This is a genomic window from Dietzia sp. 179-F 9C3 NHS, assembly GCF_045369825.1.
Lineage (GTDB): Bacteria > Actinomycetota > Actinomycetes > Mycobacteriales > Mycobacteriaceae > Dietzia.
Genome location: NZ_JBIQES010000015.1, coordinates 1 through 25,415 on the forward strand (window position 1 = coordinate 1; position 25,415 = coordinate 25,415).

The 25,415-nt window shown below is 71.5% G+C and carries 27 protein-coding genes and 1 pseudogene; 13 read left to right on the plus strand and 15 right to left on the minus strand.

From position 1 onward, the window contains the following. Positions 1 to 175 precede the first annotated feature (175 nt). Both ACH0BZ_RS14460 and ACH0BZ_RS14465 read left to right on the plus strand, forming a co-directional pair. On the plus strand, positions 176 to 679 hold the full coding sequence (locus ACH0BZ_RS14460) for a DUF2243 domain-containing protein (RefSeq protein ID WP_406899322.1): 504 nt from the start codon (positions 176 to 178) through the stop codon (positions 677 to 679). Between the two features lie 81 nt (positions 680 to 760). Further along, positions 761 to 1,568 (plus strand): annotated as a pseudogene (locus ACH0BZ_RS14465) (cytochrome c oxidase assembly protein). A 61-nt stretch (positions 1,569 to 1,629) separates the two neighbouring features. On the opposite strand, the gene ACH0BZ_RS14470 reads toward ACH0BZ_RS14465, so the two are convergent. Both ACH0BZ_RS14470 and ACH0BZ_RS14475 read right to left on the minus strand, forming a co-directional pair. Then, positions 1,630 to 2,826 carry a prolyl oligopeptidase family serine peptidase gene (locus ACH0BZ_RS14470; RefSeq protein ID WP_406899324.1) on the minus strand — a complete coding sequence of 399 codons (1,197 nt, stop codon included), beginning with the start codon at positions 2,824 to 2,826 and terminating at the stop codon, positions 1,630 to 1,632. A 203-nt stretch (positions 2,827 to 3,029) separates the two neighbouring features. Next, positions 3,030 to 3,878 (minus strand): enoyl-CoA hydratase, encoded by an 849-nt coding sequence (locus ACH0BZ_RS14475; RefSeq protein WP_406899325.1) that lies wholly within the window; start codon positions 3,876 to 3,878, stop codon positions 3,030 to 3,032. A gap of 128 nt (positions 3,879 to 4,006) precedes the next feature. Between ACH0BZ_RS14475 and ACH0BZ_RS14480 the strand changes: the two genes are divergently transcribed. Next, positions 4,007 to 4,969, plus strand: a complete 963-nt coding sequence (locus ACH0BZ_RS14480) for a hypothetical protein (protein WP_406899327.1) — start codon at positions 4,007 to 4,009, stop codon at positions 4,967 to 4,969. A 2-nt stretch (positions 4,970 to 4,971) separates the two neighbouring features. Here ACH0BZ_RS14480 and ACH0BZ_RS14485 read toward each other — a convergent pair whose 3' ends face one another. The 4 genes from ACH0BZ_RS14485 to ACH0BZ_RS14500 all read right to left on the minus strand — a co-directional run bounded on the left by ACH0BZ_RS14485 (position 4,972) and on the right by ACH0BZ_RS14500 (position 7,087). Further along, a complete protein-coding gene (locus ACH0BZ_RS14485; protein ID WP_406899329.1) occupies positions 4,972 to 5,403 on the minus strand; it encodes a type I restriction-modification enzyme R subunit C-terminal domain-containing protein in 432 nt (143 codons plus the stop codon). A gap of 179 nt (positions 5,404 to 5,582) precedes the next feature. Next, entirely contained in the window at positions 5,583 to 5,789 is a 207-nt protein-coding gene (locus tag ACH0BZ_RS14490; RefSeq protein WP_406899330.1) for a hypothetical protein, read from the minus strand. A gap of 27 nt (positions 5,790 to 5,816) precedes the next feature. Further along, positions 5,817 to 6,782: a hypothetical protein gene (locus tag ACH0BZ_RS14495; RefSeq protein WP_406899331.1), complete on the minus strand. Its 966-nt coding sequence runs from the start codon at positions 6,780 to 6,782 to the stop codon at positions 5,817 to 5,819. Further along, positions 6,779 to 7,087 carry a hypothetical protein gene (locus ACH0BZ_RS14500; protein WP_406899332.1) on the minus strand — a complete coding sequence of 103 codons (309 nt, stop codon included), beginning with the start codon at positions 7,085 to 7,087 and terminating at the stop codon, positions 6,779 to 6,781. Before ACH0BZ_RS14500 ends, ACH0BZ_RS14495 begins: the two co-directional genes overlap by 4 nt. Positions 7,088 to 7,222: 135 nt before the next feature. Between ACH0BZ_RS14500 and ACH0BZ_RS14505 the strand changes: the two genes are divergently transcribed. Further along, entirely contained in the window at positions 7,223 to 8,122 is a 900-nt protein-coding gene (locus ACH0BZ_RS14505; protein ID WP_406899334.1) for an SDR family NAD(P)-dependent oxidoreductase, read from the plus strand. 559 nt (positions 8,123 to 8,681) lie between these two features. Here ACH0BZ_RS14505 and ACH0BZ_RS14510 read toward each other — a convergent pair. Further along, positions 8,682 to 9,344, minus strand: a complete 663-nt coding sequence (locus ACH0BZ_RS14510; protein WP_406899335.1) for an MBL fold metallo-hydrolase — start codon at positions 9,342 to 9,344, stop codon at positions 8,682 to 8,684. Positions 9,345 to 9,421: 77 nt separating this feature from the next. Here ACH0BZ_RS14510 and ACH0BZ_RS14515 point away from each other — a divergent pair, with 77 nt between their 5' ends. Further along, positions 9,422 to 10,057 (plus strand): GyrI-like domain-containing protein, encoded by a 636-nt coding sequence (locus tag ACH0BZ_RS14515; RefSeq protein WP_406899337.1) that lies wholly within the window; start codon positions 9,422 to 9,424, stop codon positions 10,055 to 10,057. Between the two features lie 16 nt (positions 10,058 to 10,073). On the opposite strand, the gene ACH0BZ_RS14520 is transcribed toward ACH0BZ_RS14515, so the two are convergent. After that, positions 10,074 to 11,510, minus strand: coding sequence for a sugar porter family MFS transporter (locus ACH0BZ_RS14520; protein WP_406899338.1), 1,437 nt, complete (start codon positions 11,508 to 11,510; stop codon positions 10,074 to 10,076). Between the two features lie 180 nt (positions 11,511 to 11,690). Between ACH0BZ_RS14520 and ACH0BZ_RS14525 the strand changes: the two genes are divergently transcribed. Together ACH0BZ_RS14525 and ACH0BZ_RS14530 are read left to right on the plus strand one after the other, a co-directional pair. Next, entirely contained in the window at positions 11,691 to 12,065 is a 375-nt protein-coding gene (locus tag ACH0BZ_RS14525) for a nuclear transport factor 2 family protein (protein WP_406899339.1), read from the plus strand. Between the two features lie 88 nt (positions 12,066 to 12,153). Next, entirely contained in the window at positions 12,154 to 12,435 is a 282-nt protein-coding gene (locus tag ACH0BZ_RS14530) for an Lrp/AsnC family transcriptional regulator (RefSeq protein WP_406899340.1), read from the plus strand. A 38-nt stretch (positions 12,436 to 12,473) separates the two neighbouring features. Here the strand turns inward: ACH0BZ_RS14530 and ACH0BZ_RS14535 are convergent, their stop codons facing one another. Genes ACH0BZ_RS14535 through ACH0BZ_RS14545 form a run of 3 tightly spaced genes read right to left on the minus strand, consistent with a single transcriptional unit; the run spans position 12,474 to position 14,771 of the window. Beyond that, positions 12,474 to 13,532 (minus strand): 2-dehydropantoate 2-reductase, encoded by a 1,059-nt coding sequence (locus ACH0BZ_RS14535; protein WP_406899342.1) that lies wholly within the window; start codon positions 13,530 to 13,532, stop codon positions 12,474 to 12,476. 13 nt (positions 13,533 to 13,545) lie between these two features. Beyond that, positions 13,546 to 14,298, minus strand: a complete 753-nt coding sequence (locus ACH0BZ_RS14540; RefSeq protein WP_406899343.1) for an SDR family oxidoreductase — start codon at positions 14,296 to 14,298, stop codon at positions 13,546 to 13,548. Continuing rightward, the gene (locus tag ACH0BZ_RS14545) at positions 14,295 to 14,771 is read right to left on the minus strand and encodes a MarR family winged helix-turn-helix transcriptional regulator (RefSeq protein WP_406899345.1); all 477 of its coding nucleotides are present in this window, start codon (positions 14,769 to 14,771) and stop codon (positions 14,295 to 14,297) included. The genes ACH0BZ_RS14540 and ACH0BZ_RS14545 overlap by 4 nt, the downstream gene beginning before the upstream one ends. Positions 14,772 to 14,866: 95 nt before the next feature. Here ACH0BZ_RS14545 and ACH0BZ_RS14550 point away from each other — a divergent pair, with 95 nt between their 5' ends. Beyond that, a complete protein-coding gene (locus ACH0BZ_RS14550) occupies positions 14,867 to 15,673 on the plus strand; it encodes an alpha/beta fold hydrolase (protein WP_406899346.1) in 807 nt (268 codons plus the stop codon). Between the two features lie 4 nt (positions 15,674 to 15,677). On the opposite strand, the gene ACH0BZ_RS14555 is transcribed toward ACH0BZ_RS14550, so the two are convergent. Beyond that, positions 15,678 to 17,750, minus strand: a complete 2,073-nt coding sequence (locus ACH0BZ_RS14555; protein ID WP_406899396.1) for a PhoX family protein — start codon at positions 17,748 to 17,750, stop codon at positions 15,678 to 15,680. Positions 17,751 to 17,996: 246 nt separating this feature from the next. On the opposite strand from ACH0BZ_RS14555, the gene ACH0BZ_RS14560 reads away from it, so the two are divergent. The 5 genes from ACH0BZ_RS14560 to ACH0BZ_RS14580 all read left to right on the plus strand — a co-directional run bounded on the left by ACH0BZ_RS14560 (position 17,997) and on the right by ACH0BZ_RS14580 (position 22,801). Then, complete coding sequence (locus ACH0BZ_RS14560; RefSeq protein WP_406899348.1) at positions 17,997 to 19,055, plus strand: ABC transporter ATP-binding protein; 1,059 nt, start codon at positions 17,997 to 17,999, stop codon at positions 19,053 to 19,055. Positions 19,056 to 19,223: 168 nt separating this feature from the next. Next, positions 19,224 to 20,519, plus strand: a complete 1,296-nt coding sequence (locus ACH0BZ_RS14565; RefSeq protein ID WP_406899350.1) for an ABC transporter substrate-binding protein — start codon at positions 19,224 to 19,226, stop codon at positions 20,517 to 20,519. A 208-nt stretch (positions 20,520 to 20,727) separates the two neighbouring features. Then, positions 20,728 to 21,651: a carbohydrate ABC transporter permease gene (locus ACH0BZ_RS14570; RefSeq protein ID WP_406899397.1), complete on the plus strand. Its 924-nt coding sequence runs from the start codon at positions 20,728 to 20,730 to the stop codon at positions 21,649 to 21,651. Beyond that, complete coding sequence (locus tag ACH0BZ_RS14575) at positions 21,648 to 22,550, plus strand: carbohydrate ABC transporter permease (protein WP_406899351.1); 903 nt, start codon at positions 21,648 to 21,650, stop codon at positions 22,548 to 22,550. The genes ACH0BZ_RS14570 and ACH0BZ_RS14575 overlap by 4 nt, the downstream gene beginning before the upstream one ends. Positions 22,551 to 22,555: 5 nt before the next feature. Next, positions 22,556 to 22,801 (plus strand): hypothetical protein, encoded by a 246-nt coding sequence (locus ACH0BZ_RS14580; RefSeq protein WP_406899352.1) that lies wholly within the window; start codon positions 22,556 to 22,558, stop codon positions 22,799 to 22,801. A gap of 30 nt (positions 22,802 to 22,831) precedes the next feature. On the opposite strand, the gene ACH0BZ_RS14585 is transcribed toward ACH0BZ_RS14580, so the two are convergent. Genes ACH0BZ_RS14585 through ACH0BZ_RS14595 form a run of 3 tightly spaced genes read right to left on the minus strand, consistent with a single transcriptional unit; the run spans position 22,832 to position 25,307 of the window. Continuing rightward, a complete protein-coding gene (locus ACH0BZ_RS14585) occupies positions 22,832 to 23,632 on the minus strand; it encodes an LLM class F420-dependent oxidoreductase (protein WP_406899354.1) in 801 nt (266 codons plus the stop codon). A 56-nt stretch (positions 23,633 to 23,688) separates the two neighbouring features. Further along, positions 23,689 to 24,168, minus strand: a complete 480-nt coding sequence (locus tag ACH0BZ_RS14590) for a GXWXG domain-containing protein (RefSeq protein ID WP_406899355.1) — start codon at positions 24,166 to 24,168, stop codon at positions 23,689 to 23,691. Then, positions 24,165 to 25,307 (minus strand): acyl-CoA dehydrogenase family protein, encoded by a 1,143-nt coding sequence (locus tag ACH0BZ_RS14595; RefSeq protein ID WP_406899357.1) that lies wholly within the window; start codon positions 25,305 to 25,307, stop codon positions 24,165 to 24,167. Before ACH0BZ_RS14595 ends, ACH0BZ_RS14590 begins: the two co-directional genes overlap by 4 nt. Between the last annotated feature and the right edge of the window lie 108 nt (positions 25,308 to 25,415).

Sequence of the window (25,415 nt, forward strand, 5' to 3'; positions counted from 1 at the left end):
TGGTAGCAGCTCCACTCTGCCGGGAGGTTCTCGTCACATCAGGGAAGCCAGATCAAACAACCTCCCTGGGCAGTACATCTAGCACGGGCCCGCTGCGGCGGACGGCGAGCGTTGGTCGGGGCCCGGGGTGGGTCGTAGGGTCGGCCAGAACCGCTCCCGACGAGAGGAGTCCGCCGTGGCCTCCACCGTTCCCGTGGCGGCGACCGCTCCCGCGTACGACCGCCGCCTCGTGCTCTCCGGCGTCCTGTTCGGTTGTGGGATCGCCGGGTCGGTGATCGACCTGTTCGTCTTCCACCTCCTGCTGCAGTGGCACCACCTCTACGACCTGTCCACCCCGACCGTCGCTCTCGTTACGGACGGGCTGTTCCACGGCGTGACCTGGCTGCTCACCGTGTGGGGTCTGTTCATGTTCGCCGCCGTCCGCCGCGCGACCGCCATCCCGTGGGGGCGCTGGGCCGGGGCGGTCCTCGTCGGGGTCGGCGTCTTCCAGCTCTTCGACGGAGTGGTGCACCACAAGATCCTCGGCATCCACCAGATCCGCTACGGGGTCGATCTGTTCGTCTACGACCTCGTGTGGATCGGCTCGGCGATCCTCATGCTGGTCGTGGGCCTGGTCGTACTGTGGCGCACCCCGCGCCTCGCCGCGGTGGCGCCCCCGGACGCGGACCGCCGGGGCTGACCGGCCGTGCATCCGGACCACGGCACACACGAGCCCGGACTCGCGGCCGGCGGATGGTGGATCCCCGAGGCGTTCGGGGCGGTGGCGCTCCTCCTCGCCCTCGCGCTCTACCTGGCCGCCGCCCGTCGCGTCCGCACGCGGTCGCCGTGGCCACGCCATCGGACCGCGCTGTGGGTCGGCGGGTCGCTGTGCGTCGGCATCGCCTGGGTGGGCCCCTGCCCGCCGCCGCGCACACCGACTTCACCGTCCACATGGCGGGCCATCTGCTCCTGGGGATGGTGGGCCCGCTGCTCCTGGTGCTGGCGGCGCCGGTGACGCTCGTGCTGCGGGCGCTGTCGACCCGCCGCGCCCGCGGGCTCGCCCGGGTGTTGCGCTCGCCGCTACCCAGGGTGGTCACGCATCCGGTCGTCGCGGCGACGCTCAACGCCGGCGGCCTGTGGGTCCTCTACGCGACCGATCTCTACGCGGCCATGCACAGTCTGTGCTCGTGCACACCCTCGTGCACCTGCACGTGTTCCTCGCCGGCGTCGCGTTCACGGTCTCGGTCATCGGTCCGGATCCCAATCCCGACCGGGCGGGTCTGCGCACGCGCGTGGTCGTCCTGGTGTGCTTCATCGCCGCCCACTCCGTGCTCGGCAGGTGGCTGTACGGTCACCCGCCGGCCGGCGTGGATCCCGACGCCGCGCGGGCGGGCGCCCAGCTCATGTTCTACGGCGGGGAGGCCGTCGACCTGGTCTTTCTGGCGCTGCTGTTCCGGGGGTGGAACCCGCAGGCCCGCCGCGGAGGGGGCCTGGCGGCCCGCACTCCGTCCGGACGACCCGGAAAAGAGATTCAGCCGCGCGGGGAACCCTTCGGCATCCCCGCGCGGCGATACACAGGACATTACTAGAACGCGTTCAGGTCACAAAAGCGTCACGGTGTGGTGTTGACCACAGTCAGAAATGTGCAGGTCAACCCATGATTCGGGCGAGGAACGCGGTGGCATCCGGCGTGGCGGCGTGGACCGTTCCACTGTGGTCCTGATCCGGATACACGCGCAGCTCGAGCGGCTGGCGATGGGCCGCCATCTCGGCGGCCAGCGAGAGGGCCGACGGCGCCGGGACGTCCAGGTCGAGCAGGCCCTGGCCGAGGAACACCGGTCGGTCGTAGCCCACCGCCGGCGTTCCCATGTAGCGGTGCAGGAGCCCGTACACGTCGGGGACGTCCCTGAGCGGCCGCGCGAGCGCCTGCGAGATCTGGAAGTCGCCCACGGCCTCGCGCATGTCCCAGTAGCAGAGGTGCTCCGCGGCGTCGACGAGCTCGCGTCCGCGCGGCGTGAGCAGGTCGTCGATCCGGTGCTCGGGGTGCTGCTCGCGGAACCCGGCGAGGATGTACAGCGCGTAGAGGTTGAGCCCGGTGGGCAGTGACACGGGCGGGAATCCGGGCCCGGCCCACTGGAAGAGGTGCTCGATGTTGGCCGGGGCTCCGGTGGCCACGACACCGCGGTAGTCCAGGCCCGCCGGCGCGCCGAGGGCGGTGGCGCGCACGGCCGTCGACAGCGCCGCGCCCGCCCCCTGCGACTGCCCGACGAGCGCCCATCGCTCGGCGAGCGGCAGCCCCTCCGCGCGGGCGGCCACCACGGCATCGACGACGCCCCGCGCCGCCGCCTCGCCGTTGAGGTAACTGTGCAGTCCCGGCGTGCCGAGCCCCGCGTAGTCGGACGCCACCACCGCGTACCCCTCGCGGAGCCAGTGGCCCAGGTACTCGGCGTCCCGGTCCGAGCGGGGCTGTGTGGAGGGCGCGCAGTCGTCGCCGAGCCCCACCGTGCCGTGCGCCCACGCCACCACCGGCCAGCCGCCCGGCGGGGGAGTGCCGTGCGGCAGGAACACGGCCGACGTCGTGACGGCCGGCCGCCCGTGCTGGTCGGTCGATCCATACACCTGTCGCACCGCGTGTCCGGCGTCCGGCAGCGAGAGCCGCGGATCCAGCGGCACCGTTCCCGCCGGGGCGCCCGGCGCCGGGATCGGCCGGTCCCATGTCCTGGTGTCGAGGCCCGACCAGATCGGTGCCGGACCGGCGGCCGAGGTGGCGGGGACGAGGACCGCCGGCGTGGCGGTGAGGGCGAGGGAGGTGACGACGGCGAGGGCCGACCGGACGAGGGGCTTCATGGCCGGAGGATAGCCCCGCCGACACACGACCGGCCCCGGTTTGCACAACGCGCAGAATGCACAACATCCCGGTTTGCACAACGCCAGCCGGGCATCGGTCGAGTGCACCCCGAGGAGGTGTTGTGCAAACCGGCCGGCCCGAGGAGATGTTGTGCATACCGGCGGCCGCCCGCCCGCGGATGGCGGCCAGGCGCGCCACCCGTCTACAGCGTGTCCGTGAACCGCGCGGGGCGGCCCTCCTTGCGTGCGGCGATCGCCTCGTCGAAGTTGTTGGTGAGTAGACGGACGTAGAGCTGGCCGATGCCCTCGGTCTGCATATGCGCCTCCAGCGACGAGGCGGCCATCCCCGACCACAGCGTCCGCTTGGTCAGTTCGATCCCGGGTTGGGAGAAACCGGCGACCCGCTGCCCGATCTCGATCGCGCGTCGGACCACCGGGCGGGCGAGTGCGGCGGTGTCGGTGTCCTCGTCGTCGTCATGATGCGCCGCGACCTCCGACACCAGCCCGGCCTCGCGGGCCTCCGCGGCCTCCATGTCGCGGCCGGTGAACATGAGGTCGGCCGCGCGCGTGGAGCCGATCGCGCGGGGGAGGAGGTAGCTCAGGCCCAGCTCGGACGCGGTGAGGCCGTTGTTGATGCCGGCGGCGCGGAAGTAGGCGTTGGGCGAGCAGATGCGCAGGTCGCAGGCCAGGGCCAGGCAGAGGCCGCCGCCGATCGCGGCGCCGTTGACCGCCGCGATCACCGGCTGGTGCAGCTTGCGCAACGTGAGGACGACGTCGTCCATGAGCTCCATGGTGCGCAGCCCGTATGTCGGCCGCGTGACGCCCTCCACGCCCGGCGGCTTTCCCACCGACTTCTGGTCGGCGCCCGAGCAGAAGCCCGCGCCGGCGCCGGTGAGGACGATCGCGCGGACCTCGTTGGAGTAGCCGACCTCCTCGAGGGTGCGGCGCAGCGGCACCATCATGTCGAACGCCATGGAGTTCATGCGCTCGGGGCGGTTCAGCGTGACCACCGCGACCTCGGGCACGGGGTGGGAGACGGTGACGAAGCTCATCCGCCCAACCTAGCGGGTGCACCGACGGGGCTCGGGTGGCCAGTGGCGCCCGACATGGACCCGGATCCTTGACGTGACCGCGGATCTGAGGGCGAACAGTAGGCGACACGTGTTGTTACGGTGGCGCGGTGACGGACGTGGAGGCACAGGTCGAGCGGTGGGTGTATGACGACGACGAGCTCGGCCGCATCGAGGTGGTCATCGGTTTCTATGGTGCCCTGCGGAGCATCGATCCGGGCTGGCCGGAGGCGAAGAACTCTCAGGACCCGGCCGGGGCGGGGACGGGCGGGACCTCCGCGTGGAACCGTCAGCCGGGTGACCTGGCCGGGCAGTGGGCAGCCAGGTCGTTGGCCCGGATACCCGGCCTCGCGTCTCGCGCGCGGACGATGGCCGAGAACGGCGAGAAGGGCATGCTCGTCACCGTCGGGGGTACGACCGTGGCCCGGTGCCGCACGGTCACGTCGCACCGTGCGGCCCTCGACGGAGAGGTCAGGGACGGCAAGTTCAGCGACTACCCGGCGCCCTCGGCCGACCGCGTACAGATCAGGGCCAACGGGCTGACCCACGAGGTCCTCGAGGTGTACGTGCACCGCAAGACCGGCTCCGGCCAGGACATCGTGGCGCTGGCGCCGCCGCCCGGATCGCGGGGTGAGCGGCGCGCCGAGGCGATGGAGGCGTCACCGTGGAAGCGGGTCGTCTATCCACTGGCCGGCGGCTTCGGTAAGGCCGGCTGGGCGTTGGCGATGCTGGTACTGCTGCCGCTCATCGGGCGGCTCGTCGGATGGCTCTGGGGGCTGGTCGAGCCGTACCTGCCCGCGATCCCGTGGCCGGACGTGCGACTGCCACGCATCCCGTGGCCGGACTGGAACCTGCCGTCGATCCCGTGGCCGGACATCGACCTGCCGGACGTCATGCTCCCGGCCTGGGTCGAGGTGGTGATGGACTACCAGAAGATCTGGTTGCCGATTCTCCTCGGTCTGCTGGTGGGACTCGTCGCGTGGCGGCGGCAGAAGAAGGCGCGACGGGCTCGGCGGCCGGAGAACGAGGCGTCCGGGCAACAGAACTCCGACGCGGCAGCGCAGGAGCCCTGAGCTCAGGCCACGCCCTCGCCGGTGACGCGTGCGTGTTCGCGCACCTCGTCGAGGATCACGAAGATGCGGTCGCCGGCGGCTCCGGGGAAGAGCATGTCTGGCCAGGTGGGGGCGTGATCGGTGAACGGCGGCTCGTACAGTCGCGACGCCGGGACCACGCCGTTCGCGGTGGGCTCGTCGATGATCAGCTCGATGAAGCGGATCGCGGTGGCCGAGTGCGTGGTGTCAGTGAGGAACTCGGCGAACGCCTCGGTGGCGGCCTGCCGGTTCATCCCCACCAGGGAGCGGATGAACAGCCCGAGCCCCTGCGCCTCCTCGCGGGCACGGGCCAGGTCCTCCGGGCCGCCCGCGCCCGAGGTGGCGAGCATCTCCTCGAGCGAGGTCAGGTCCGCCTCGGTGAGCTGCTTGTTGCGCCGCAATCTCTGTAGAGCCACGTGGTCGGAGTTAGTGGTCGGAGTTAGAGGAGGAGAAGGAGCAGGCCGCCGACCCCGACGTAGGTTCCCACCCACAGGCGGAAGTCGGAGTTGGCCTCACGGAGATACCAGGCGAGGTACTCGCGAAGTGGCCGCTTCACACCGCGCTGTGGCGGCTCATCGGATGCCCCTCCAGTCGGTCACAGGAACCGCTCGGACAACGACAAAATAAGTCCGAGAACCATGAGCGCAACACCGAAGCCGAAGCGGATCTTGAAGGACCAGTTGTCCGTGAGCTGGAGGAAGATCCGGCGGAACTCGGCCCAGGTGGGCTTTTGGGGTTGGAACAGGGCACGGGATCGCACGGGCGCGCGATCCGGATCGCCGTGAGGGTGCTCGTCGTACATGCCAGCGTCCTCCCATCTCGGGTTCGGTCAGTTCGCGTCTACGGCATCGTGAATCGCGGTTCCGCCCTGTTTACCGAGCCAACTACCCACGACCGCGCCGATTCCTGCACCAATGATCACTCCGGCGGGACCGAGGAACGACCCTGCGACTGCTCCCGCACCGGCACCGCCCGCCATCCCGCCGACGACCGAGCCGCTGGTCTCCCAGGCCGCTTGCGACGCGGTGGATCGACCGGACGCGTAGTCATCGATACCCCCGTATACGGTAAGCCCTACTCCAAGCGGGCCGGCGGCTCTGCCGATGGCCCGCATCCCGGTTCCCGCCGCGCGCCCGACGTCATCCGGAATTGTTATCGCTGCATGTCGCCCCCGAGTTCTCGGATCGATATCGTCAGCGCGATACGGGAGCCCCACGGACATCGCAGCCGTCACGGCATCCACAGCCCGTCCCCGCCAGGGGGCGTCGGGCCCCGGTATCGGAGTGCGGTCGACCTCTGCGGGGACCGCCGCGTGGAGCATCTGCGCGATCGTGTCGATCTCACGGCCGTAGTGCTCGTCGAGGGACGCGACGGTGTCAATCGCACCCCGGATCGCGTCGGCGTGGTGGTCGACGGTGTCCTGCTCGATGTCGGTGTGGCCCGGCGCCGGGGCCACCGAGGTGTCACCGACCAGCAGCCCGGCCGCCTCGGCCTCGGCGATCCGGTCCCGTACGGCCTGCACCGCCGGGGCCAGTGCCGCGCCGGCGCGGCCGAGCGCCTCGGCGAGATCGTGCAGTCCTTCGGCGAGGGTCGTCACGTGCACTTTCTCCGTGTCCGCGGCGTCGAGGACCGCCTCGGCGGCCACGCCCTCCCAGCCGTCGGCCAGGGCCTCGCGGCCACCGGACAGGATCCGGCGCGCGTCCTCGGCGTCGCCGGCACGGGTAACGACAGCCGAGCCCGCGACCCCCACTCCACCCGCATCCCAGCGGCGCAATTCGCCGATCGCGTAGCTCACCGCGGCGCCACCTTCCCGAGCTGGCCGGCGAAATCGGCGTCGGTGGCCTCGAGGAAGCGGTGCGCCTCGGCCGCGAAGTCCGCCAACCCCGCGGCCCGGCCGGAGCACCGCGATGCGGCCACCGCGGCCGCGCCGCACGCCCGGTCCAGCGCCGACGCGATCGCCGACCCCCCCGGCAGCGCCCGGCCCAGACCCGCCGCCACGCCCTCGAAGGACACGCCCCCGGTGGTGTCCCCGGCGGCGCGGAACACCGACACCGCCGTGGCGATCTTCTGTGCATCCGCCCGGATCGTGCCCTCAGGCATCGGCTCCCCCTTTTCGATCGCAGTCCTCGTCGTCACCCTCTACGACGCCCCGGCCGGCCCGATTGGTTCCCTGACCCGCCGATCCGGGCCCGGAGAGTGCCGCGCCGGCGGGCCGCGCGGCCGTAGCCTGTGCGCATGGCCCGCAGGACGATCGACATCCCCGACCTCACCGGCGAGACGTGGCTCGTCACCGGCGCCACCAGCGGCGTCGGCCTCGAGACCGCGCGCGCGGCGTCGGCGCACGGCGCGCGGGTGATCCTCGCCGTCCGCGACACCGCACGTGGCGGCGAGGTGGCGGCCGTGCTCCCCGGCGAGGCGCGCGTGGTGGCGGTGGACCTGGCGTCCCTGGACAGCGTGCGGCGGGCGGCGGCGGAGCTCGGTGACGACGACGAGGTGATCGACGTCCTGGTGAACAACGCCGGGGCCGTCACCCCGACCCGCCGCGAGACGGCCGACGGCTTCGAGATGCTGCTCGGCGTCAATCTGCTCGGACCGTTCCTGCTGACGAACCTGCTGCTGCCGCTCGTGCGCCGGCGCGTGGTGATCGTGGGCTCCAACTCGCACCGGGGCGCGTCGTTCGACTTCGACGACCCGCACGTCCGCCGCGGCCGCTGGAACCCGGCGTCCGCGTACGCGCGCTCCAAGCTCGGCGACATGCTGTGGGGCCTCGCGCTGGACCGTCGCCTGCGCGACGGCCGCGCGGCCGCCGGCGCCCCGGGCGTCGACGTGCAGCTCACTCACCCCGGCTGGGCGGCCACCAACATCTCCAACGCCTCCGGCAACGCGTTCATCGACCGCGTCGTGACCGGCGTGTGCGGCGTCTTCGCCCAACCCGCCGCGCAGGCGGCCCTCACCACGATGTACGCCGCCACGCGACCGCTGCCGGCGTGCAGCTACGTGGGCCCCGACGCGATGCGGCACCTGCGGGGCATGCCCACGCTCATCGGGCGCAGCGCCGAGGCCGCCGACCCCGAGGTGGCCGAACGGCTGTGGGAGCTCGCCGAGCGCGAGACCGCGCGGATCGGCGGTGAGTGACATGCCGCCGGAGCAACGCCGGCCGTATCTCGGCATGCGTAGAGGCCGCTGCTCCGCGGCAGGGTGCGACGACGGTTGACGTCGGATTCGGCGGGGGAGTGGGGCTGCGCACCCTGCTCGACGCGGGGGCTTGCCACGCGCACGGGATCGAGCTCTCGTCAGCGGCGCGCTGCGCGTGGCCCGTCGGGATCAGCTCGATGACATCGTGGACTTCACCGTGCTCGTCCTGGAACGCCGCGGGTGATGCCGCCCGCGCCGCTCACGCTTCGACCACATATCCGCAGTCATTTCGCTGAATCAGCTGTTTCTCGTACGCATGTGAGTAGGAACGAAGCGGCGGGGGCGCACGGACGGCTCAGGTGAGGTGGTCGTACTCGCCGCCCACCCACGGGGCGCATCGCTCGGCACACTGGGCCCGCGCTTCGCTTCGTGCACATATCCGTAGGAGAGTCGGCGGATCGGCTACGCCTCGTACGGTTATGTGTACGAAGCGGCCGGGGCAGGGCGACCGGGGCAAGGCGAGAGGGGCAGGGCCGCCGGGGTAGGCGCAACGCCGTCGTCAGAGGCTGATCTCCTCGCCCACCTCGAGCCGCCGCGCCTCGTCGGCGCCCTCGGAGGTGAGCATGCCGAGCAGCCGGTCGGCCACGCGCAGCCCGGCGGGGTTGAGGAAGCCCTCGTGCACACCCAGCACGAGCCGCGGCCGCACCTGCCGCACGTATCTGATGAGCGCGGGCGCGGCGAGCCACGGCGCGTTCATGGGCGTGACCAGCACGCTCGCGGGCGCGGGCGGCAGCGGGTGCTCGTCGCCGGTGACGAAGACGCCGTCGCCCACGAGGAACGCCCGGTTCTGCGGGCCGGGGACGTCGGGGTGGATCTCGGCGTGGATCGACCCGGCCACGACGACGGGGACGTCGCCCACCGAGAAGGTCGCGCCCGGCTCGACGGGGTGCCAGTGCGCGCCGCCCCGGTCGGCGGTCGCCAGGCCGAGTTCGTCGCCGGCGTCGGCCGGTCCGTACACGTCGACCCCGGCGGTGAGCGCGTCGCGGAGGAATTCCGGTGCCGCGTGGTCGGGGTGGTGGTGGGTGAGCAGGATCGCGTCGAAGGCCCCGGGGTCGTTGGGCGTGCCCAGGTTCCCGGGGTCCACGAGGATCCGCGCGCGGTCGGAGGCGAGCACCACCGAGGCGTGCTCGAGTTTGGTCAGGGTGAGTGCCGGTGCCGTCATGACCCCAGCCTGGCACGCCCGCGCGGATGCGTCAGTTCTCCCCGTGTACGCCCCTTCTGCGGAGCAGACTGGACGCCATGTCGTCCTCGTCGTCACCCGGCCCCACCCCGCCCCCGCCCGGCTACCCCGACCTGGGGCCGGAGCCGGTCACCGAGGTGCGGATCATCGCGGCCCCGGCGGTGCCGACCGCGGTGGTGCGCGCGGCGGGCGTGCGGATGTCCTCGATCGCCGGACTCTTCGACGCCGCCTTCGGACAGGCCTTCCCGGAGCTGTTCGCGCGCGGCATCACGCCGGCCGGGCCGCCGTTCGCCCTGTACACCCGGCTCACCGAGGGGCCGGACGCGGTGGCGGACGTGGAAATCGGCTTCCCGCTGGGCGAGCGCCTCGCCGCCCCGCTCGCGGCGGTCCCCGCGCACGACGAGCCGGGGGCGGGCGACGCTCCGGGCGCGGGCGACGGCCCGGCGGGGGACGGGCTGCGGATCGTGCCGTCCGAGCTGCCGGCCGGCGACATCGCGGTGATGAGCCACGTGGGTGGGTACGACGCCCTCGGCGAGGCCTGGGGACGGCTCATGGCCGGTATCGGCGGGAGTGGCCGCGCGCCGGGGATGCCGTTCTGGGAGTGCTACGTCACCGAACCCCGGCCCGACATGGACCCGGCCACCCTGCGGACCGACCTCTACTGCCCCACGAGGCAGCCCGACGACGCGGCGTGAGGTGCCCGGCCGGGCCCTACTCCATGTCCTCGAGCGACCGGCCCGTGGTCTCCGGGACGAACTTCGCCACGAACAGCAGCGAGAGCAGCGCGGCCACGGCGTAGAAGCCGTACGTGAACCACAGGCTCAGCTCGGCCATCGACGGGAACGTGGTGGAGACGGCGAAGTTGGCCAGCCACTGGGCGGCCGCGGCCACCCCGAGCGCGGTGGAGCGGATGCGGTTGTTGAACATCTCGCCGAGCAGCACCCACACGCCCGGGCCCCAGGACATGCCGAAGAACACGACGAAGGCGTTGGCCGCGACGAGCGCGACGAGCCCCTGGGTGTCGCCGAGCTGCGGGGCGAGTTCGCCGTCGGGGCCGGGCGCCATGGTGGCCTGGCTGAACATGAGCGCCATGACGCCGAGCGAGATCGTCATGCCCGCCGAGCCGGTGATGAGCAGCCGGCGCCGACCGATCCGGTCGATGAGCGCGATCGCCACGAGGGTGACGACGATGTTGGTCACCGAGGTGATGACGGACTGGGTGAGCGCGTCCTCCTCGGAGAACCCGACGGCCTGCCACAGCGTGGTGGAGTAGTAGAAGATGACGTTGATGCCGACGAGCTGCTGGAACACCGACAGGGCGATGCCCACCCAGACGATCGGCAGGAGGGTGGTGCCGCCGGGCCGGACGATGTCGCGGACGGAGCGCTTCTCGTCCTGGCGCACGGTCCTGCGGATTTCGGCGATGCGCGAGTCCACGCCGCGGTCCTGGATGGACCGCAGGACCTTCTTGGCCTCGTCGATGAGCCCGTTGGCCACGAGGTAGCGGGGCGACTCGGGGATCATGAGCGCGAGCACGCCGTACGCCACGGCCGGGACGAGCTCGGCCCAGAACATCCACCGCCAGGCGGCGGCGCCCAGCCACAGGTCCTCGATCGCTCCGCCCGCCGCGCCCGCGAGCCAGGCGTCGGAGAGCAGGGCCACAAAGATGCCGGAGACGATCGCCAGCTGCTGTAGGGAGCCGAGCCGGCCACGGATCCCGGGCGGCGCCACCTCGGCGATGTAGGCGGGCGCGATGACGGACGCCGCGCCCACGCCGAGGCCGCCGACCACGCGCCAGAGAATGAGGTCCCACGCACCGAACGCGAAGCCGGAGCCCAGGGCGCTCACGGTGAAGAGCGCCGACGCGAGCACCATGACCCGCGTCCGCCCCCACCGGTCGGCCAGGCGCCCGGCGGCGTAGGCGCCGACCATGCAGCCGAGCAGCGCCGAGGAGACGGTGAAGCCGGTGAGCGCGGCCCCCATCCCGAAGGATTCCTGGATGGCGCCCACGCCGCCGTTGATGACGCTGGTGTCGAATCCGAAGAGGAAGCCGCCGAGGGCGGCCACCGCCGCCAGCACGACGACGCGCCCGGTGTGGAACGACTCCTCCTCGTCAGTCGGTCGTTCCGCGGTGTTCGCGTCGGACATGGCGCTCCCCGTCCCTCCGGCCCGTCGGGCCCACTACACGTGGTGAGGGGAGCGTAGGCCCGTGCGTGAGGTGGCGCAACTCACAATACTCATCCGGTCCCGGCGGAACGAGAACGCGTTCTAGAATCGGGGTCACCTCGTCGTCACACCCGAGCCGACCTCCCCGGAAGGACCCCGCCAATGAGCCCCACCCCCGAGCAGATCCGCGCCACCGCCGACGCCTACATCGCCGGGCTCGCTGCCGGCGACCTCGAGACGATCATGGACCTCTACGCCGAGGACGCCACCGTGGAGGACCCGGTGGGCGGCGGCACCGTGCACGAGGGCAAGGCCGCGGTCCGCGAGTTCTACGCCACCGTCACCGCGCTGAAGATCGACGCCACCCTGCACGAGGCCCGTGTGTGCGGCAACGACCTGCTGTTCCACTTCGAGATCACGACCCACTTCGACGAGACCTCCAGCGCCACGATCGACGTGTGGGACCTCATGACCCACAACGAGGAGGGCAAGGTCTCCTCGATGCGCGCCTACTGGACCCCGGAGAACATGAGCTGACGCGCGGCCGCCTCGACGAGGCCACCGTCGATCATGGGGCGGACCACCACGCCGGTCACGTGAGCTCAGGGGGACGTAACCTGGCCCCATGATCACCGCCATCGTGTTCGTCCACGCCGAGACCCCGCGCATCCCCGAGGTGGCCGAGGCCATCGCGGCGATCGACGGCGTCTCCGAGGTGTATTCGGTCACCGGGACGATCGACCTCATCGTCCTGGTCCGCGCGCGCCGCAACGATGACGTCGCGGAGATCGTCGCGGACAAGCTCAACAAGGTGCCGGGCGTGGTGGACACCGAGACGCACATCGCGTTCCGCACGCTGTCCAAGCACGACCTCGAGGCTGCGTTCTCCCTCGGCTACGACGACTGAGCCGGAGGGCCCGCCCGGCGGGTCCCGGGGCGCGGTCCTCAGGCCGGCACGCGCGCCCGGCGCCGCGCCCGCGTGAGCTCGGCGTACAGCGCCCGGCCCGTCCAGCGCCGCCTCGCCTCCCCCGCGGCCTCCGCCTCGCGGATGAGCTCCACGACGCGCGCGCAGGCGGGCGCGGGCAGCCCGAGCCGCGAGGCCATCTCGGCGATCTCGCCCTGGAGGACGTCGATCTCGGTGGGGCGACCGCGCACCAGGTCGTCGTACATCGACGACGTTCCGTCCGCGTCCACCCGCAACACCCGCGCGGCAAGAATGCGGAAGACCGGCGTGGGCAGCCGCATGATGGTCGGCAGGAGCCGCGCGGGCGCGGTGACCGGCACCTTGGGCACCACCCCCACGGCCCAGAAGACGCGGTTGGCCTCGGCCTGGCACAGGGCCACGCAGCGCCGCAGGTCGCGGTCGAGCAGTTCACTTCGCAGCGGCAGCCCCGACAGCGCCTGCACGGCGTTGTTGAGGTTCATGAGCACCTTGCCGTGCAGCACCGCCTGCATGTCGCGGGTCGTGCGCACGGGCACCTCCGCGGCCCGCAGCACGTCGACCAGCGCGACCGCGCGCGGGTGGGCGTCCATGACGATCTCGCCCGCGCTGGCCCGTCGGTAGGTGGCGGGCCCGGTCCGCGCCACGTTGAACGGCACGATGCCGGCAAGGACCGGCGCCACGTCCACGCCGTCCCGGATCGTGTCGGTGGAGTGCAGCCCGTTCTGCAGACCCACCACCACCGCCTCGGGCCGCAGGTGGGGCACGAACCCGGCGGTGGCGGCCGCCGTCGACCGGGCCTTGGTGCACACCAGTACCACGTCCGCGTGCCGGACGGACTCGGGGGTCTCGGCCAGCGTGAGCTGCTCGGCCGGCACGTGGATGCGGTCGCCCTCGCCGTCGCCCGACTCCACGGTCAGCCCCACTGCCCGGATCGGGTCGAGCACGTGGGGGCGACCGACGAGCGTGACGTCGGCCCGACGGGCGAGCCGGCCGCCCAGGTAGCAGCCGACCACGCCCGCCCCGATCACGGTGATGCGTATAGGCGTCTCCGGGCTGGTCATGGTGCTGCCGAGGTTACGACACTCCGGGGGGCGGGCACACCGGATCAGGCGGTCCCGCGGGCTCGGTGGGGCGGGGCCGGAGAATCACCTCGGTGGGGTGCGCGTCCGGGGCGGCGAGCAGGGCCTGTCGGACGGCCGCGGCCACCGACCCGGGAGTGAGGAACGCCGCCGGGTCGTACCGCCCGCCCTCGGCGGCGACGATCGCCCGCTGCATGTCGGTATCCACCCGGCCGGGGTGGATCGACGTCACGCGGAGGTCCGGCTCCTCGGCCCGGAGGGTGTCGGTGACGGCGCGGAGGGCGAACTTGGACGCGCTGTAGGAGCCCCAGCCCGGCTTGGCGGTGATCCCCGCGCCGGAGTTGATGACGACGACGTGGCCGCCCGCCGCGCGCAGCGCCGGGAGCAGTGCCCGGGTGAGCTCGACCACCGCCAGCACGTTGACCTCGAACGCGCGGCGCCACTCGTCCGGGGTCGACCCGTCGATGCGCCCCAGGTCGGCCACGCCGGCGCAGTGCACGAGCCCGTGGAGCGCGGGCAGGTCGGCCGCCGCGCGCGCCACCCCTTCCCCGGTGGTGAGGTCGGCCTCCACGACACGGGCCGACGGGCAGTCGCGGACCACGGCCCTGAGCGCGGCGGCGTCGCGGCCCACCGCGACGAGGCGGTGGTCGGCGGCGAGGGCCCGACACAGGGCGGCCCCGATGCCGCGGGAGGCCCCGGTGACGAGGACGGTGCGCGCGTGATCGGGCCGCGCCTGGGCGGTGCTCATGCCCCCGAAGGGTAGACCTCCTCGTCCGGCTCGTCGTACGTGTCGAGCAGCGCGGCCAGTGCTGGCGCCGCGGCGGCCAGCGCGTCCTGCTGGGCCTCGGGGAGGGCGGCGATCCGCCGCGCGAGGTCGAGGTTGCGCTCCTCGAGGTTCCGGCGGACCCGGTCGCGCCCCTCGTCGGTGACGCGCACGCAGACCCCGCGACCGTCCACGGCGTCCGGGACGCGCTCGACCAGGCCCATCGCCTCGATCACGGTCACGGAGTTGCTCATCGTGGGCACGCGCACGTTCTCCAGCCGTGCCAGGTCGCTCATCCGGAGCGCGCCGTGCCGGCACAGTGTCTCGAGGATCGAGGTCTGCGCGCGGCTCAGCGTGAACCGCGTGTTCTGGCGCCGCACCACCAGGTCGAACCGCATGAGCAGGGGCCGGTACTCGGCCGCGATTCTGCTGCTCAGCCCGCCGGTCGTCATGGTCATCGCGTGCTCCCCCCGGTCGCGAACGCTGCCATGAAACCACGCCCCGGACCCGCGGTGGGGCCCCACGTCGCGGGCGGGCGGGGGAGACTGTCCCCATGAGCCTGCATCACCGGATCACCGGCAGCGGACCGACCGTCGTCCTCGTCCACGGGGTGTGCCATCGCGGACACGCCTGGGACGCGGTCGTCCCCCTGCTCGCCGACCGCCACCGCGTCGTCGTCGTGGACCTCCCCGGTCACGGGGAGTCGATGGAGGTCCCCGGCGACGGTGACCCCCTGCCGTTCATGGTTGACCGCCTCGCGGAGCTGCTCGCCGAGGTCACCCCCGACGGCGAGCGCCCGCACGTCGCCGGCAACTCCCTCGGCGGCTTCCTCGCGCTCGAGATGGGCGCCCGCGGCCTCGCGGAGAGCGTCACCGCCCTCTCGCCCGCCGGGTTCTTCCGCACCGCGGCCGAGCAGCACTACGCGCAGCGCGTGTTCACCACCCTCCGCACCCTGGCCCGGGTGACGGCGCCGCTCGTGCCCGCGCTGTCCCGCACAGCCGTGGGCCGCTCGGTGTTCATGGGCGTGTTCTGCGCCCGGCCGTGGCGGTACGCGCCGGAGGCGATGGCGATCGACGGCGCCGGGATCGTCAGCAACCGCGTGGTGAACCGGGCCCTCGACGCCGACTTCCTTTCCTCGGTCCCCGTGGACGAGGACCTGCCCGTCACCGTGCGTTGGGGGCGCTACGACTGGGTGCTACCCGTGGGCCAGGCGCGGCAGGTCCCGCGGGTGTTCCCGCGCGCCCGCGTCGAGATCACCCGCGACGGCCACGTGCCCATGACCGACGACCCGGCCGGCGTGGCCGCCGCGATCGCCGAGACCGTGCGGCGCGGGCGGGAGCACGCCCGCGCCGCACGGTGACGGGTCAGGAGCCCAGCGAGCCGCCGCCGAGCGAGCCTCCCAGCGAGCCCGAGCCGCCGCGGAAGCCGTCTTTCCACGCCACCACGGTGGACGGGCGGGGCTGCGAGGTGCCGCCGTCGGGCCAGTGCGAGGCCGGGTTCTCCGGGGTGGCGCCGTCCTTCTCGCCCGGGTGCTGGACGTTGACGATCGCGCGGTCGGCAAAGACGAGCGGACCGCAGGTCTCGGCCCCGACCGGCACCGTGAGGAACAACTTGGTCTCGCCGCGGTTCGGCCCCTCGGTGGCCACGGAGTAGAGGCCGTCGTTGAAGCCGAGGGCGTTGCCGTCGGTCGAGACCCACAGGCCGCCGGTCGGGTCGAACGCCACGTTGTCCGGGCACGAGATGGGGCTGACCTTGGACTTGTCGAACCCGCCGTAGTAGGTGTCGGCCGCGGCCGGGTCGCCGCAGACGAGCAGGAGGTTCCAGCCGAACGTCGTCCCGGCGTGGTCGTCGGTGATCTCCACGACCTGCCCGTGCTTGTTGTCGTGCCGCGGGTTCGGCTCGTTCACCTGCTCGACCGTGCGGCGGGTGTTGTTGGTCAGCGCCATGTACACCTTGCCGGTCGTGGGGTTGGGCTCCACGTCCTCCGGGCGGTCCATCTTGGTGGCGCCCACCGCGTCACCGGCCATGCGGGTGTGCACCGCGACCTGCTCGGGAGACATGCCCTCGACGTGGGAGACCGCCCCGCCGTCGGCACCCACGGTCATGAGCGGGATCCACGTGCCGGTGCCGTCGAACGCGCCGTCCGAGGGCAGCGCGCCCGAGCCGTCGATTTCCGAGGCCGGCGAGTTGCCCGTGAAGGTCGCCACGTAGAGCGTCCCCTCGTCGAGGATCCGCATGTTCTCCCGGCGCGCGGCCGCGGTCCTGCCCGGGACGATCTTCCGGCTGGAGACGAACTTGTAGAGGTAGTCGAAGCGCTCGTCGTCGCCCGAGTAGGCCACGACGGTGCCGTCGGCGGTCACGTGGATCGTGCCGCCCTCGTGCTTGAAGCGGCCCAGCGCCGAGTGCTTGACGGGCGTGGAGTCCGGATCCCACGGGTCCACCTCGACCACGTAGCCGAAGCGGTTGACCTCGTTGGGCTCGGCGGCCAGGTCGAAGCGGTTGTCGAAGCGCTCCCACTTGCGGCCCGACTCGCCGACCGTGATGCCGTAGCGCTTGAGGGCCGCGAGCCGGTCGGGGTCGGTGACGCTGCCGGCGGTGCCGAAGTACTGGTTGAAGTTCTCCTCGCCGGAGAGCACGGTGCCCCACGGGGTGTGGCCGCCCGCGCAGTTGTTGAGCGTGCCCAGGACCCGCGCGCCCGTCGGGTCGGCGACGGTCCGCGTGAGGGGGCCGACGGCGGGGCCGCGCAGCTCGAACGGCGTGAGGGCGGTGATCCGCCGGTTATAGGACCCCATGACCGGGTCGAGCCCGCCATCGCCCGCCCGGCTCGACAGCTCCACCACGGACAGCCCGTGGGCGGCCCACGCGATCTCCACCTGCTCGCGGGTGGGCTCCTCGTCGTCGTATCCCCGGAACATCATGGGCTCGGTGGTGTACTCGTGGTTGACGGTGAGCAGGAACCGCTCGTCGCGATCGTCCATGGGGAACAGCACCGCAAGGTCGCAGTTGAAGCCGTACTGGCGGGCCTGCGCGGCAGCCGTCTGGTTCTCGAAGTCGAACTCGGGCGCGCCGGGGACCACCGGGTCGCCCCAGCGGATCACCACGTCGCTCGAGTGGCCGGCGGGGACCCGCACGGCGTCGTCGGTGTTGGGTGCCACCGGCGTGAACCCGGTGTCCAGCGTGCCGGCCCCGCCGCCGACGCCGTCCGCCCCGAGCGAACCGGCCGGCACGGACTGGGCGGCCGCGAGCTGCGGCAGCGCCTGCGACGCGCCCACCGCGAGCGCCACGACACCGGCCGCCTTGAGCGCCCCGCGCCGGCTGATCTCGCGGGCGATGTCCCCGAAGTACGGGTTGTCCGAGGTGTTGGGGACCGGGGACGAACACTGGTCGCCGCACTTGTACTCGCACGTGAGGTGCTGGCGGGCGGAGATACCGGGCATGGCGAGCGGCAGCGGGCGACGGACGGACAAGGTTCCCCCTTGAGAAGCGGCGGTGCGCACGGACGGCGTGCGTGGACGCACCGACGCTAAGGGCGCCCGTCGACGCTCGGACCGCGTAAACCGCACGGCCCGGTGAACTCTGCGGGGTGTCAGGGTGAACCGTGGTGAGTACGGCTACCGTGTCCTGCGAACCCTCTATCTCGGATCGTCCGGCACGTTCCTGCCGGTGAAGGGAAGTGCTCGATCGTGTCCGGAGTCAGCTTCGAGAACGTGTCCATCGTCTATCCGGGCGCGACGCGCCCGAGCGTCGACGGCCTCGACCTGGAGATCGCCGACGGCGAGTTCCTGGTCCTGGTCGGTCCCTCGGGCTGCGGCAAGTCCACCATCCTGCGCTCGCTGGCCGGTCTCGAGCCGGTCGCGGCCGGCCGGATCCGTATCGGCGGCGACGACGTCACCGGTAGGGAACCCAAGGAGCGCGACATCGCGATGGTGTTCCAGAACTACGCGCTCTATCCGCATTACACCGTGCGGGAGAACATGGGCTTCGCGCTCAAGCTGGCCAAGAAGCCCAAGGCGGAGATCGCCGAGCGGGTGGAGAAGGCCGCTGAGATGCTCGACCTCACCGCGTACCTGGACCGCAAGCCCAAGGAGCTCTCCGGCGGCCAGCGCCAGCGCGTCGCGATGGGCCGGGCGATCGTCCGCAACCCGCAGGTCTTCCTCATGGACGAGCCGTTGTCCAACCTCGACGCCAAGCTCCGCGTGGCCACCCGAGCGCAGATCGCGAAGCTGCAGCGCGAGCTCGGCACCACGATGATCTACGTGACCCACGACCAGGTCGAGGCCATGACGATGGGCGACCGTGTGGCCGTCCTCAAGGACGGGCGGCTCCAGCAGGTGGACTCGCCGCGCGAGCTGTACGACAACCCGACCAATGCCTTCGTCGCCGGGTTCATCGGCTCCCCGGCCATGAACCTCTTCGACGCCCGCGTGGTCGACGGGGCCGTGGACCTCGACGGCATCCGAGTCCCCGTGCCCTCCGGTGCCCGCGAGCGGGTGACGATCGGCGTCCGCCCTGAGCACCTGCGGCTGGTGTCGGGTGACGACGAGGGCATGCACGCCACCGTCGACCTGGTGGAGGAGCTCGGTGCCGACAGCTACCTGCACTGCTCCGCGCCCGACGGGCACCCGCTGGTCTACCGCGCCGAGTCCGCCGACCACCCCGTCAAGGGCGACCGGGTGCGGTTCCGGGCGGAGGAGGGCCGGGTCCGCTTCTTCGACGCCGAGACGGGCGAGCGCCTGCGCTGAGCGCGGCGCCGGGAGCGGCCCGGCCCGGAGGTCACGATTCGGTCGCGACCTGGTACAGATGTGGCGAGTGTGACGCCACGGGTGGTCGGCTGCGCTAGAGTCCCTCAGGACGTTGTGAGCGTGGACACAGGTCCCGTCTCACATCAGCCGACGAACAGGAGTGGTTTCATGGCCGGATTCGGCAGGATCTTCAAGGGGGCCGCGGTCGCGTCGATCGTCGCGCTCTCCGTGGCGGCGTGTGGCGGTGACGACGGCAGCACCGACAACGGCAACGGTGGCGCGGATTCCGGCCAGGCGTCGCAGGGCACCGACGGCGTCGGCCCCATCACCTTCGCGATGGGCAGCAACGACGCCGAGACCCTCCGCCCGGTGATCGACCGGTGGAACGAGCAGAACCCCGACCAGCAGGTGAACTTCGTCGAGCTCCCCGCCGAGCAGGACCAGCAGCGCGACACGCTCACGCAGTCGCTGCAGGCCGGCGGCACCGAGTACGACGTCTTTGCGCTCGACGTCACCGACACCGCCTACTTCGCCGCCAACGGCTGGCTGCAGCCGATCGAGGGCGAGACCGAGATCGACACCTCCGGACTCCTCGAGGCCACCGTCGACTCGGCCACCTACAACGGCACGCTGTACGCCGTCCCGCAGAACACCAACGCGCAACTGCTCTACTACCGCACCGACCTCCAGCCCGAGGCGCCCGCCAACTGGCAGGAACTCGTCGACTCGTGCAGTCGCGCCGAGGAGGAGGGCATCCCCTGCCTCGACACGCAGCTGAGCCAGTACGAGGGACTCTCGGTCGCCACGACCCAGTTCATCAACAGCTGGGGCGGGAAGGTCGTCGGCGACGACGGCGCGACCCCGGAGCTGGACTCCGAGGAGACCCGCGAGGGCCTGCAGGCCCTGGTCACCGCCTACGAGGACGGCACCATCAACCCGGCCGCCAACGGCTTCACCGAGGAGGAGACCGCCCAGGCGTTCCTCGCCGGTGACTCGATGTACGCCTACAACTGGCCGTACATGTACGAGCAGGGCATGACGGGCGAGACCACCGAGGTCGCCGACCGCTTCGACGTCGCGCCGATCCTCGGCAAGGACGGCACCGGCAAGTCGACCCTCGGCGGCTACAACAACGCCATCAACGTCAACTCGGAGAACAAGGCCACCGCCAAGGCGTTCCTCGAGTTCATCATCAGCGAAGAGACGCAGATGGAGTTCGCCCAGAACTCCTTCCCGCCGGTCCTCTCCTCGATCTACGACGACGAGGGCCTGCAGGAGCAGTTCGGCTACATGGAGGCGCTCAAGCAGGCGCTGGAGAACGCCGAGCCGCGTCCGGTCACGCCGTTCTACCCGGGTGTCACCAAGGCGATCCAGGACAACGCCTACGCCGCCATCCAGGGCGACAAGGACGTCGAGCAGGCGCTCCAGGACATGTCCGCGGCCATCGAGCAGGCCAGCGGCTAGTCCGGAAGGAATCGACCGCGTCCGGTCTGTCGGCCGGTCCGGGCCTCACGGGGCCCGGACCGGCCGCTAGTCTCTTCACCGGCGGTCCGCCGCCGTCGTGGTGACCCAAACGGAGGAGTCGTGGATGACGGCCAACGTCCTCTCGATCGATGACGACAGAGAGTCGGTCCCGGCTCCGGTCAAGAAGTTCGACTGGCGCCCGATCTGGATGGTCGGGCCTGCGCTGCTGCTCCTGGCGGTGATCATCGGCTACCCGATCCTGCGCGCCCTGTACCTGTCGTTCCGGGCGGATCGGGGGATCGACCCGTCCACCGGCATGTTCACCGACGGGGGCTGGGCCGGGTTCCAGCACTACCTCTACTGGCTCACCCAGACCTGCGGCACCACCGCGACGGGGGAGCCCCGCACCTGCCCGCCGGGCACCTCCGCGATGGACTTCTGGCCGGCGCTCCAGAACACCGTCATCTTCACCGTCACCACCGTCTCGCTGGAGACGCTGCTCGGGTTCGCCATGGCCGTGGTCATGGGCAAGAGCATCTGGGGCCGCTCGCTGCTGCGCGCGGCCGTCCTCGTCCCCTGGGCCATCCCCACCGCGGTCACCGCCAAGCTCTGGGCGTTCATGTTCGCCGACCGGGGCATCGTCAACTCGCTCACCGGCGCGAGCATCTCGTGGACCACCGACCCCTTCTGGTCGCGCGTGGCGATCATCGCCGCCGACGTGTGGAAGACCGCGCCCTTCATGGCGCTGCTCATCCTGGCGGGCCTGCAGATGATCCCCGGGGACGTGTATGAGGCCGCGCGGGTCGACGGCGCCTCCCGTTGGCAGCAGCTCACCCGCATCACCCTGCCGCTGGTCAAGCCCGCGCTCATGGTGGCGATCCTGTTCCGCACCCTCGACGCGCTCCGCATGTACGACCTGCCGGTGATCATGGTCTCCCCGAACTCGGCCTCGGACACCGCCGTGGTGTCCATGCTCGTGGTCAACGAGATGCGGACCGGCAATTTCAACAGTGCCTCGGCGGTGTCGACGCTTGTCTTCCTCCTCGTCTTTGTCGTCGCCTTCGTCATGGTCAAATGGCTCGGCGCCAACGTCGTCGAGGACCGCACCGGCAAGAAGGAGGAGATCCGATGAGCACGCCGGAGAACCGGCCGGCCGAGACGGCGGAGGCGCAGCGCACCGAGCCCGTCCGGCCGCCGCGCCGACCGATCCTGCCGCAGGTGCGCCTCTACCTCGGCGCGCTGCTCATCCTGGTCTGGGGGCTCGCGCCGTTCTACTGGATGGTCATCACGGCCCTGCGGGACAAGGCGTACGTCTACTCCACCAACCCGCTGCCCACCCATGTGACTCTCGACAACTTCAAGGACGCGCTGTCGACTCACGCGGGCAACGACTTCCTCTCGGCGATCGTCAACTCGGTCCTCATCGGCGCCGTGACCACCGCCATCGCCATCACCGCGGGCATCTTCACCGCCTACGCGCTGGCGAGGATCGACTTCCGCGGCAAGTTCGCGGTCACGGGCCTCATCCTGGCCGCGTCGATGTTCCCCGGCGTCGCGCTCGTCACGCCCCTGTTCCAGCTCTTCACGAACATCGGCTGGATGGGCACCTACCAGGCGCTCATCATCCCCAACGTCTCGTTCGCGCTGCCGCTGACGATCTACACCCTCACCTCGTTCTTCAACGACCTGCCGTGGGAGCTCGAGGAGGCCGCGCGTGTGGACGGCGCCACCCGCAGCCAGGCCTTCCTCAAGATCATCTTCCCGCTGGCCGCGCCCGCGATCTTCACCACCGCGATCCTCGCGTTTATCCTCACCTGGAACGAGTTCATGCTCTCGAGCCAGCTCTCGACCCGTGCCACCGAGCCGGTGACGGTCGCCATCGCACGGTTCGCGGGCGACAACCCGTACATGCCGCCGCACTCGGCGATCATGGCGGCCGGCGCGCTGGTGACCGTCCCGCTCGTCGTGATGGTGCTCATCTTCCAGCGCCGCATCGTCTCCGGCCTCACCGCCGGCGGCCTCAAGAGCTGACCGCCGTGGCCCGGACGGGTGGCGGCGGACCCCGCCGCGGCGCCGACGCGATCGCCACACGCCAGCGAATCGAGCTCGTGGGCGGCTTCGTCGGCTTCTTCACCCTCATCGCGCTGGTCAACGCCGTCGGCCTCATCGTGAGCGGCCGGCCGTCGGTCTGGGCCTCGCTCGTGCTGGCGCTCATGCTCGCGGTGTCGGCGGTCACCTACCGCAGCTGGCGCCGCGCCGACCGCGCGGTCAAGGGCGGCTGAGCCGGGACCACACCTCTCGCGCAGCCAGGTTCAGCGGCCGTCGCGCCAGGCCACGAGTGCCTCGGCGAGCGACAGGTCGTAGTCGGGGCCGCTGACGCCTACCGTGAACAACGAGACCCCCTCCGCGTACAGCGCGTCCGCCAGGCGCCGCGCCTCGTGCGCGGACTCCGCGCGGCCCAGCTCGGTGGACCGCTCGATCGTGCCCGGGTCGCGGCCGACCTCATCGCAGTGCCGCGCGAGCACCGACGCCTTGTGCCGGTAGGTCTCCACGTCCACGAACGAGTGCCAGATGTCGGCGTGCCGGGCCACATGCCGCAGGGTGCGCTTCTCGCCGCCTCCGCCGACGAGCACCGGGATGTCGCGCGTGGGCGGCGGGGTGAGTCGGGCGAACCGCGCCTCGATCCGCTCGAGCGACTCACCCAGCGCGTCGAGCCGGGAGCGCCTGGTGCCGAAGGGGTAGCCGTACTCGGTGTAGTCGCGGTCGAACCAGCCCCCGCCCAGCCCCAGGATGAGGCGACCGCCGGAGATGTGGTCCACTGTCCGGGCCATGTCGGCGAGCAGGTCGGGGTTGCGGTAGGTGTTGCACGTGACCAGGGCACCGATCTCCACGCGCTCGGTCTGCTCGGCCCACGCGGCGAGCATGGTCCAGCACTCGAAGTGCGCGCCGTCGGGGTCGCCGTAGAGCGGGAAGAAATGGTCCCAGTTGAACACCACGTCGACGCCGGCGTCCTCGCAGCGTCGGACGGCGTCGCGCAGCATCTGGTAGTCGGGCGCGTGTTGCGGCTGGAGTTGGACGGCGATACGGGCGGGGTACGGGGCGGTCGGATTCATGCCCCCAGTGTGGGCCTCGTCGTCGTCCCCCGCACCCGGGCGCCCCGCCCGGCCGGCTACCCCACGCGCTCGAGCACAAACCAGAAATGCTCGCCCTCGTGGACGGTGCCCCGGCCGTTCATCACGGCCAGGAGGGTGGTGGCGCGCCCGGTGTCGTCGGTGGTGGCGACGACGAAGTGATCGATCACCGGCAGCCGGTCGTACACCATGGACGCGCACGGGCGTCCCCGGAACGTCACCTCCCACAGCGCCGCCCCTCCGCCGCCGGTCGCGGAGGTGTCGGGGACGATCGCGCCGGAGTCGTCGGTGACGAGGATCGGGTCCACCTTCCGGGGGTCGGTGAAGTCCTTGCCCCACCAGCGCATCTTCCCGAGCATCCCGAACATGGGGTGGCCGGTGTCCAGGCCGGTGCCCCGCCAGCGGCTGCCGGCGATGTCCTGGATCGACGCGGGCGCGCATGCGTCCCAGAGCGCGGAGATCCGGGCGGGCGGCACGGTCTCGAGCGCCCGGATCGCGGCCAGCTCGTCGGGGCTCACAGGCCGTAGGTCTTTCCGATGATGTCGCGCTGGATCTCGTTGGTGCCGCCGTAGATGGTGGACACCACGGCCTGGCGGACCATGCGCTCCATGCCGTACTCGGTGGCGTAGCCGTAGCCGCCCATGGACTGCATGCACTCGAGGGTGACGCGCTTGCTCAACTCGGTGGCCTTGAGCTTGGCCATGGATGCCTCGCGCGGGAAGAGCGCCGTGGGGTCGGCGTCGACCTTCCTGGCCACCGCGTAGACGAGCAGGCGGGTGGCCTCGATCTCGGTGGCGAGGTCGGCGAGTCGGTGGCGCAACACCTGGAAGGAGCCGATGGGGCGGCCGAACTGTTCGCGTTCGCGGACAAAGGCGAGGCAGTCGTCGAACGCGCGCTGGGACAAGCCGAGCTGCATGGCGGCCAGGATGAGGCGTTCGGTATTGAGACCGGTGATCAACTGCGCCCAGCCGCCGTCGACCTCGCCGACCACGGCGTCGGCGGGGAGTCGGACGTCGGTGAAGTACAGGTCGTTGACCTCTTTACCGCCCATGGTCTCGATGCCGGTGATCTGTAGGCCCGGGGCGTCGGCGGGCACGTCGAACATGGTGATGCCCTCGTGTTTGGCGCCGGCGGATGAGGTACGGGCGACCAGGAGGATGCGATCGGCGAAGTGGGCGTTGGAGCACCAGGTCTTCTGGCCGTTGATCACCCAGTCTCCTGAGTCGTCGCGCTCGGCCTTGCAGCGCAGGGCCGCGACGTCGGAACCGGCGCCGGGCTCGGACATGGAGATGGAGAGCGTTCCGCCGTTCACGACCAGCTCGAGGGCGCGCCTGCGCTGCTCCTCGCTGCCGAACTTCTGGTAAGCGGCGGCGGTGATGAGCGTGGGGCCGATACCGCCGATGGGAGCGAGGCCGCGCATGGCGCGCTCGAGGAACACGCACATCTCGACGGCGCCGGCGTCCGAGCCGCCGTACTCCTCGGGGACGGTGAGGCCGAGCCAGCCGAGCTCAGCCATCTTCGCGTAGATCTCGGGCGAGTGGGTGCCGCCCTCGCCGAGCAGCTCGCGCCGCTTCTCGGGGTCGCCGATCTCGCGGGCACAGAAGTCGTCGATCGACTTCGCGAAGTCCTTCTGCTCGTCGGTGAAGATGTCGAACACGTCTCGCCTCGTCTTCTCGTGTCGGGGGTCTGGGTTGGGGGTGGTCGGAACGGTCTCCGGTGGACTACTGTGGCCCGTATCACGGTACGCTACATCAAATATATGTGA

Excerpts from the sequence above, each read along its gene's own strand:
- ACH0BZ_RS14575 (WP_406899351.1), top strand. The coding sequence starts at position 21,648 with ATGAGCACGCCGGAGAACCGGCCGGCCGAGACGGCGGAGGCGCAGCGC.
- ACH0BZ_RS14550 (WP_406899346.1), top strand. The coding sequence starts at position 14,867 with ATGAGCCTGCATCACCGGATCACCGGCAGCGGACCGACCGTCGTCCTC.
- ACH0BZ_RS14530 (WP_406899340.1), top strand. The coding sequence starts at position 12,154 with ATGATCACCGCCATCGTGTTCGTCCACGCCGAGACCCCGCGCATCCCC.
- ACH0BZ_RS14585 (WP_406899354.1), bottom strand. The coding sequence starts at position 23,632 with ATGAATCCGACCGCCCCGTACCCCGCCCGTATCGCCGTCCAACTCCAG.
- ACH0BZ_RS14490 (WP_406899330.1), bottom strand. The coding sequence starts at position 5,789 with ATGTACGACGAGCACCCTCACGGCGATCCGGATCGCGCGCCCGTGCGA.
- ACH0BZ_RS14570 (WP_406899397.1), top strand. The coding sequence starts at position 20,728 with ATGGTCGGGCCTGCGCTGCTGCTCCTGGCGGTGATCATCGGCTACCCG.
- ACH0BZ_RS14510 (WP_406899335.1), bottom strand. The coding sequence starts at position 9,344 with ATGACGGCACCGGCACTCACCCTGACCAAACTCGAGCACGCCTCGGTG.
- ACH0BZ_RS14520 (WP_406899338.1), bottom strand. The coding sequence starts at position 11,510 with ATGTCCGACGCGAACACCGCGGAACGACCGACTGACGAGGAGGAGTCG.
- ACH0BZ_RS14555 (WP_406899396.1), bottom strand. The coding sequence starts at position 17,750 with ATGCCCGGTATCTCCGCCCGCCAGCACCTCACGTGCGAGTACAAGTGC.
- ACH0BZ_RS14525 (WP_406899339.1), top strand. The coding sequence starts at position 11,691 with ATGAGCCCCACCCCCGAGCAGATCCGCGCCACCGCCGACGCCTACATC.
- ACH0BZ_RS14515 (WP_406899337.1), top strand. The coding sequence starts at position 9,422 with ATGTCGTCCTCGTCGTCACCCGGCCCCACCCCGCCCCCGCCCGGCTAC.
- ACH0BZ_RS14545 (WP_406899345.1), bottom strand. The coding sequence starts at position 14,771 with ATGACCATGACGACCGGCGGGCTGAGCAGCAGAATCGCGGCCGAGTAC.
- ACH0BZ_RS14470 (WP_406899324.1), bottom strand. The coding sequence starts at position 2,826 with ATGAAGCCCCTCGTCCGGTCGGCCCTCGCCGTCGTCACCTCCCTCGCC.
- ACH0BZ_RS14500 (WP_406899332.1), bottom strand. The coding sequence starts at position 7,087 with ATGCCTGAGGGCACGATCCGGGCGGATGCACAGAAGATCGCCACGGCG.
- ACH0BZ_RS14505 (WP_406899334.1), top strand. The coding sequence starts at position 7,223 with ATGGCCCGCAGGACGATCGACATCCCCGACCTCACCGGCGAGACGTGG.
- ACH0BZ_RS14565 (WP_406899350.1), top strand. The coding sequence starts at position 19,224 with ATGGCCGGATTCGGCAGGATCTTCAAGGGGGCCGCGGTCGCGTCGATC.
- ACH0BZ_RS14540 (WP_406899343.1), bottom strand. The coding sequence starts at position 14,298 with ATGAGCACCGCCCAGGCGCGGCCCGATCACGCGCGCACCGTCCTCGTC.
- ACH0BZ_RS14475 (WP_406899325.1), bottom strand. The coding sequence starts at position 3,878 with ATGAGCTTCGTCACCGTCTCCCACCCCGTGCCCGAGGTCGCGGTGGTC.
- ACH0BZ_RS14535 (WP_406899342.1), bottom strand. The coding sequence starts at position 13,532 with ATGACCAGCCCGGAGACGCCTATACGCATCACCGTGATCGGGGCGGGC.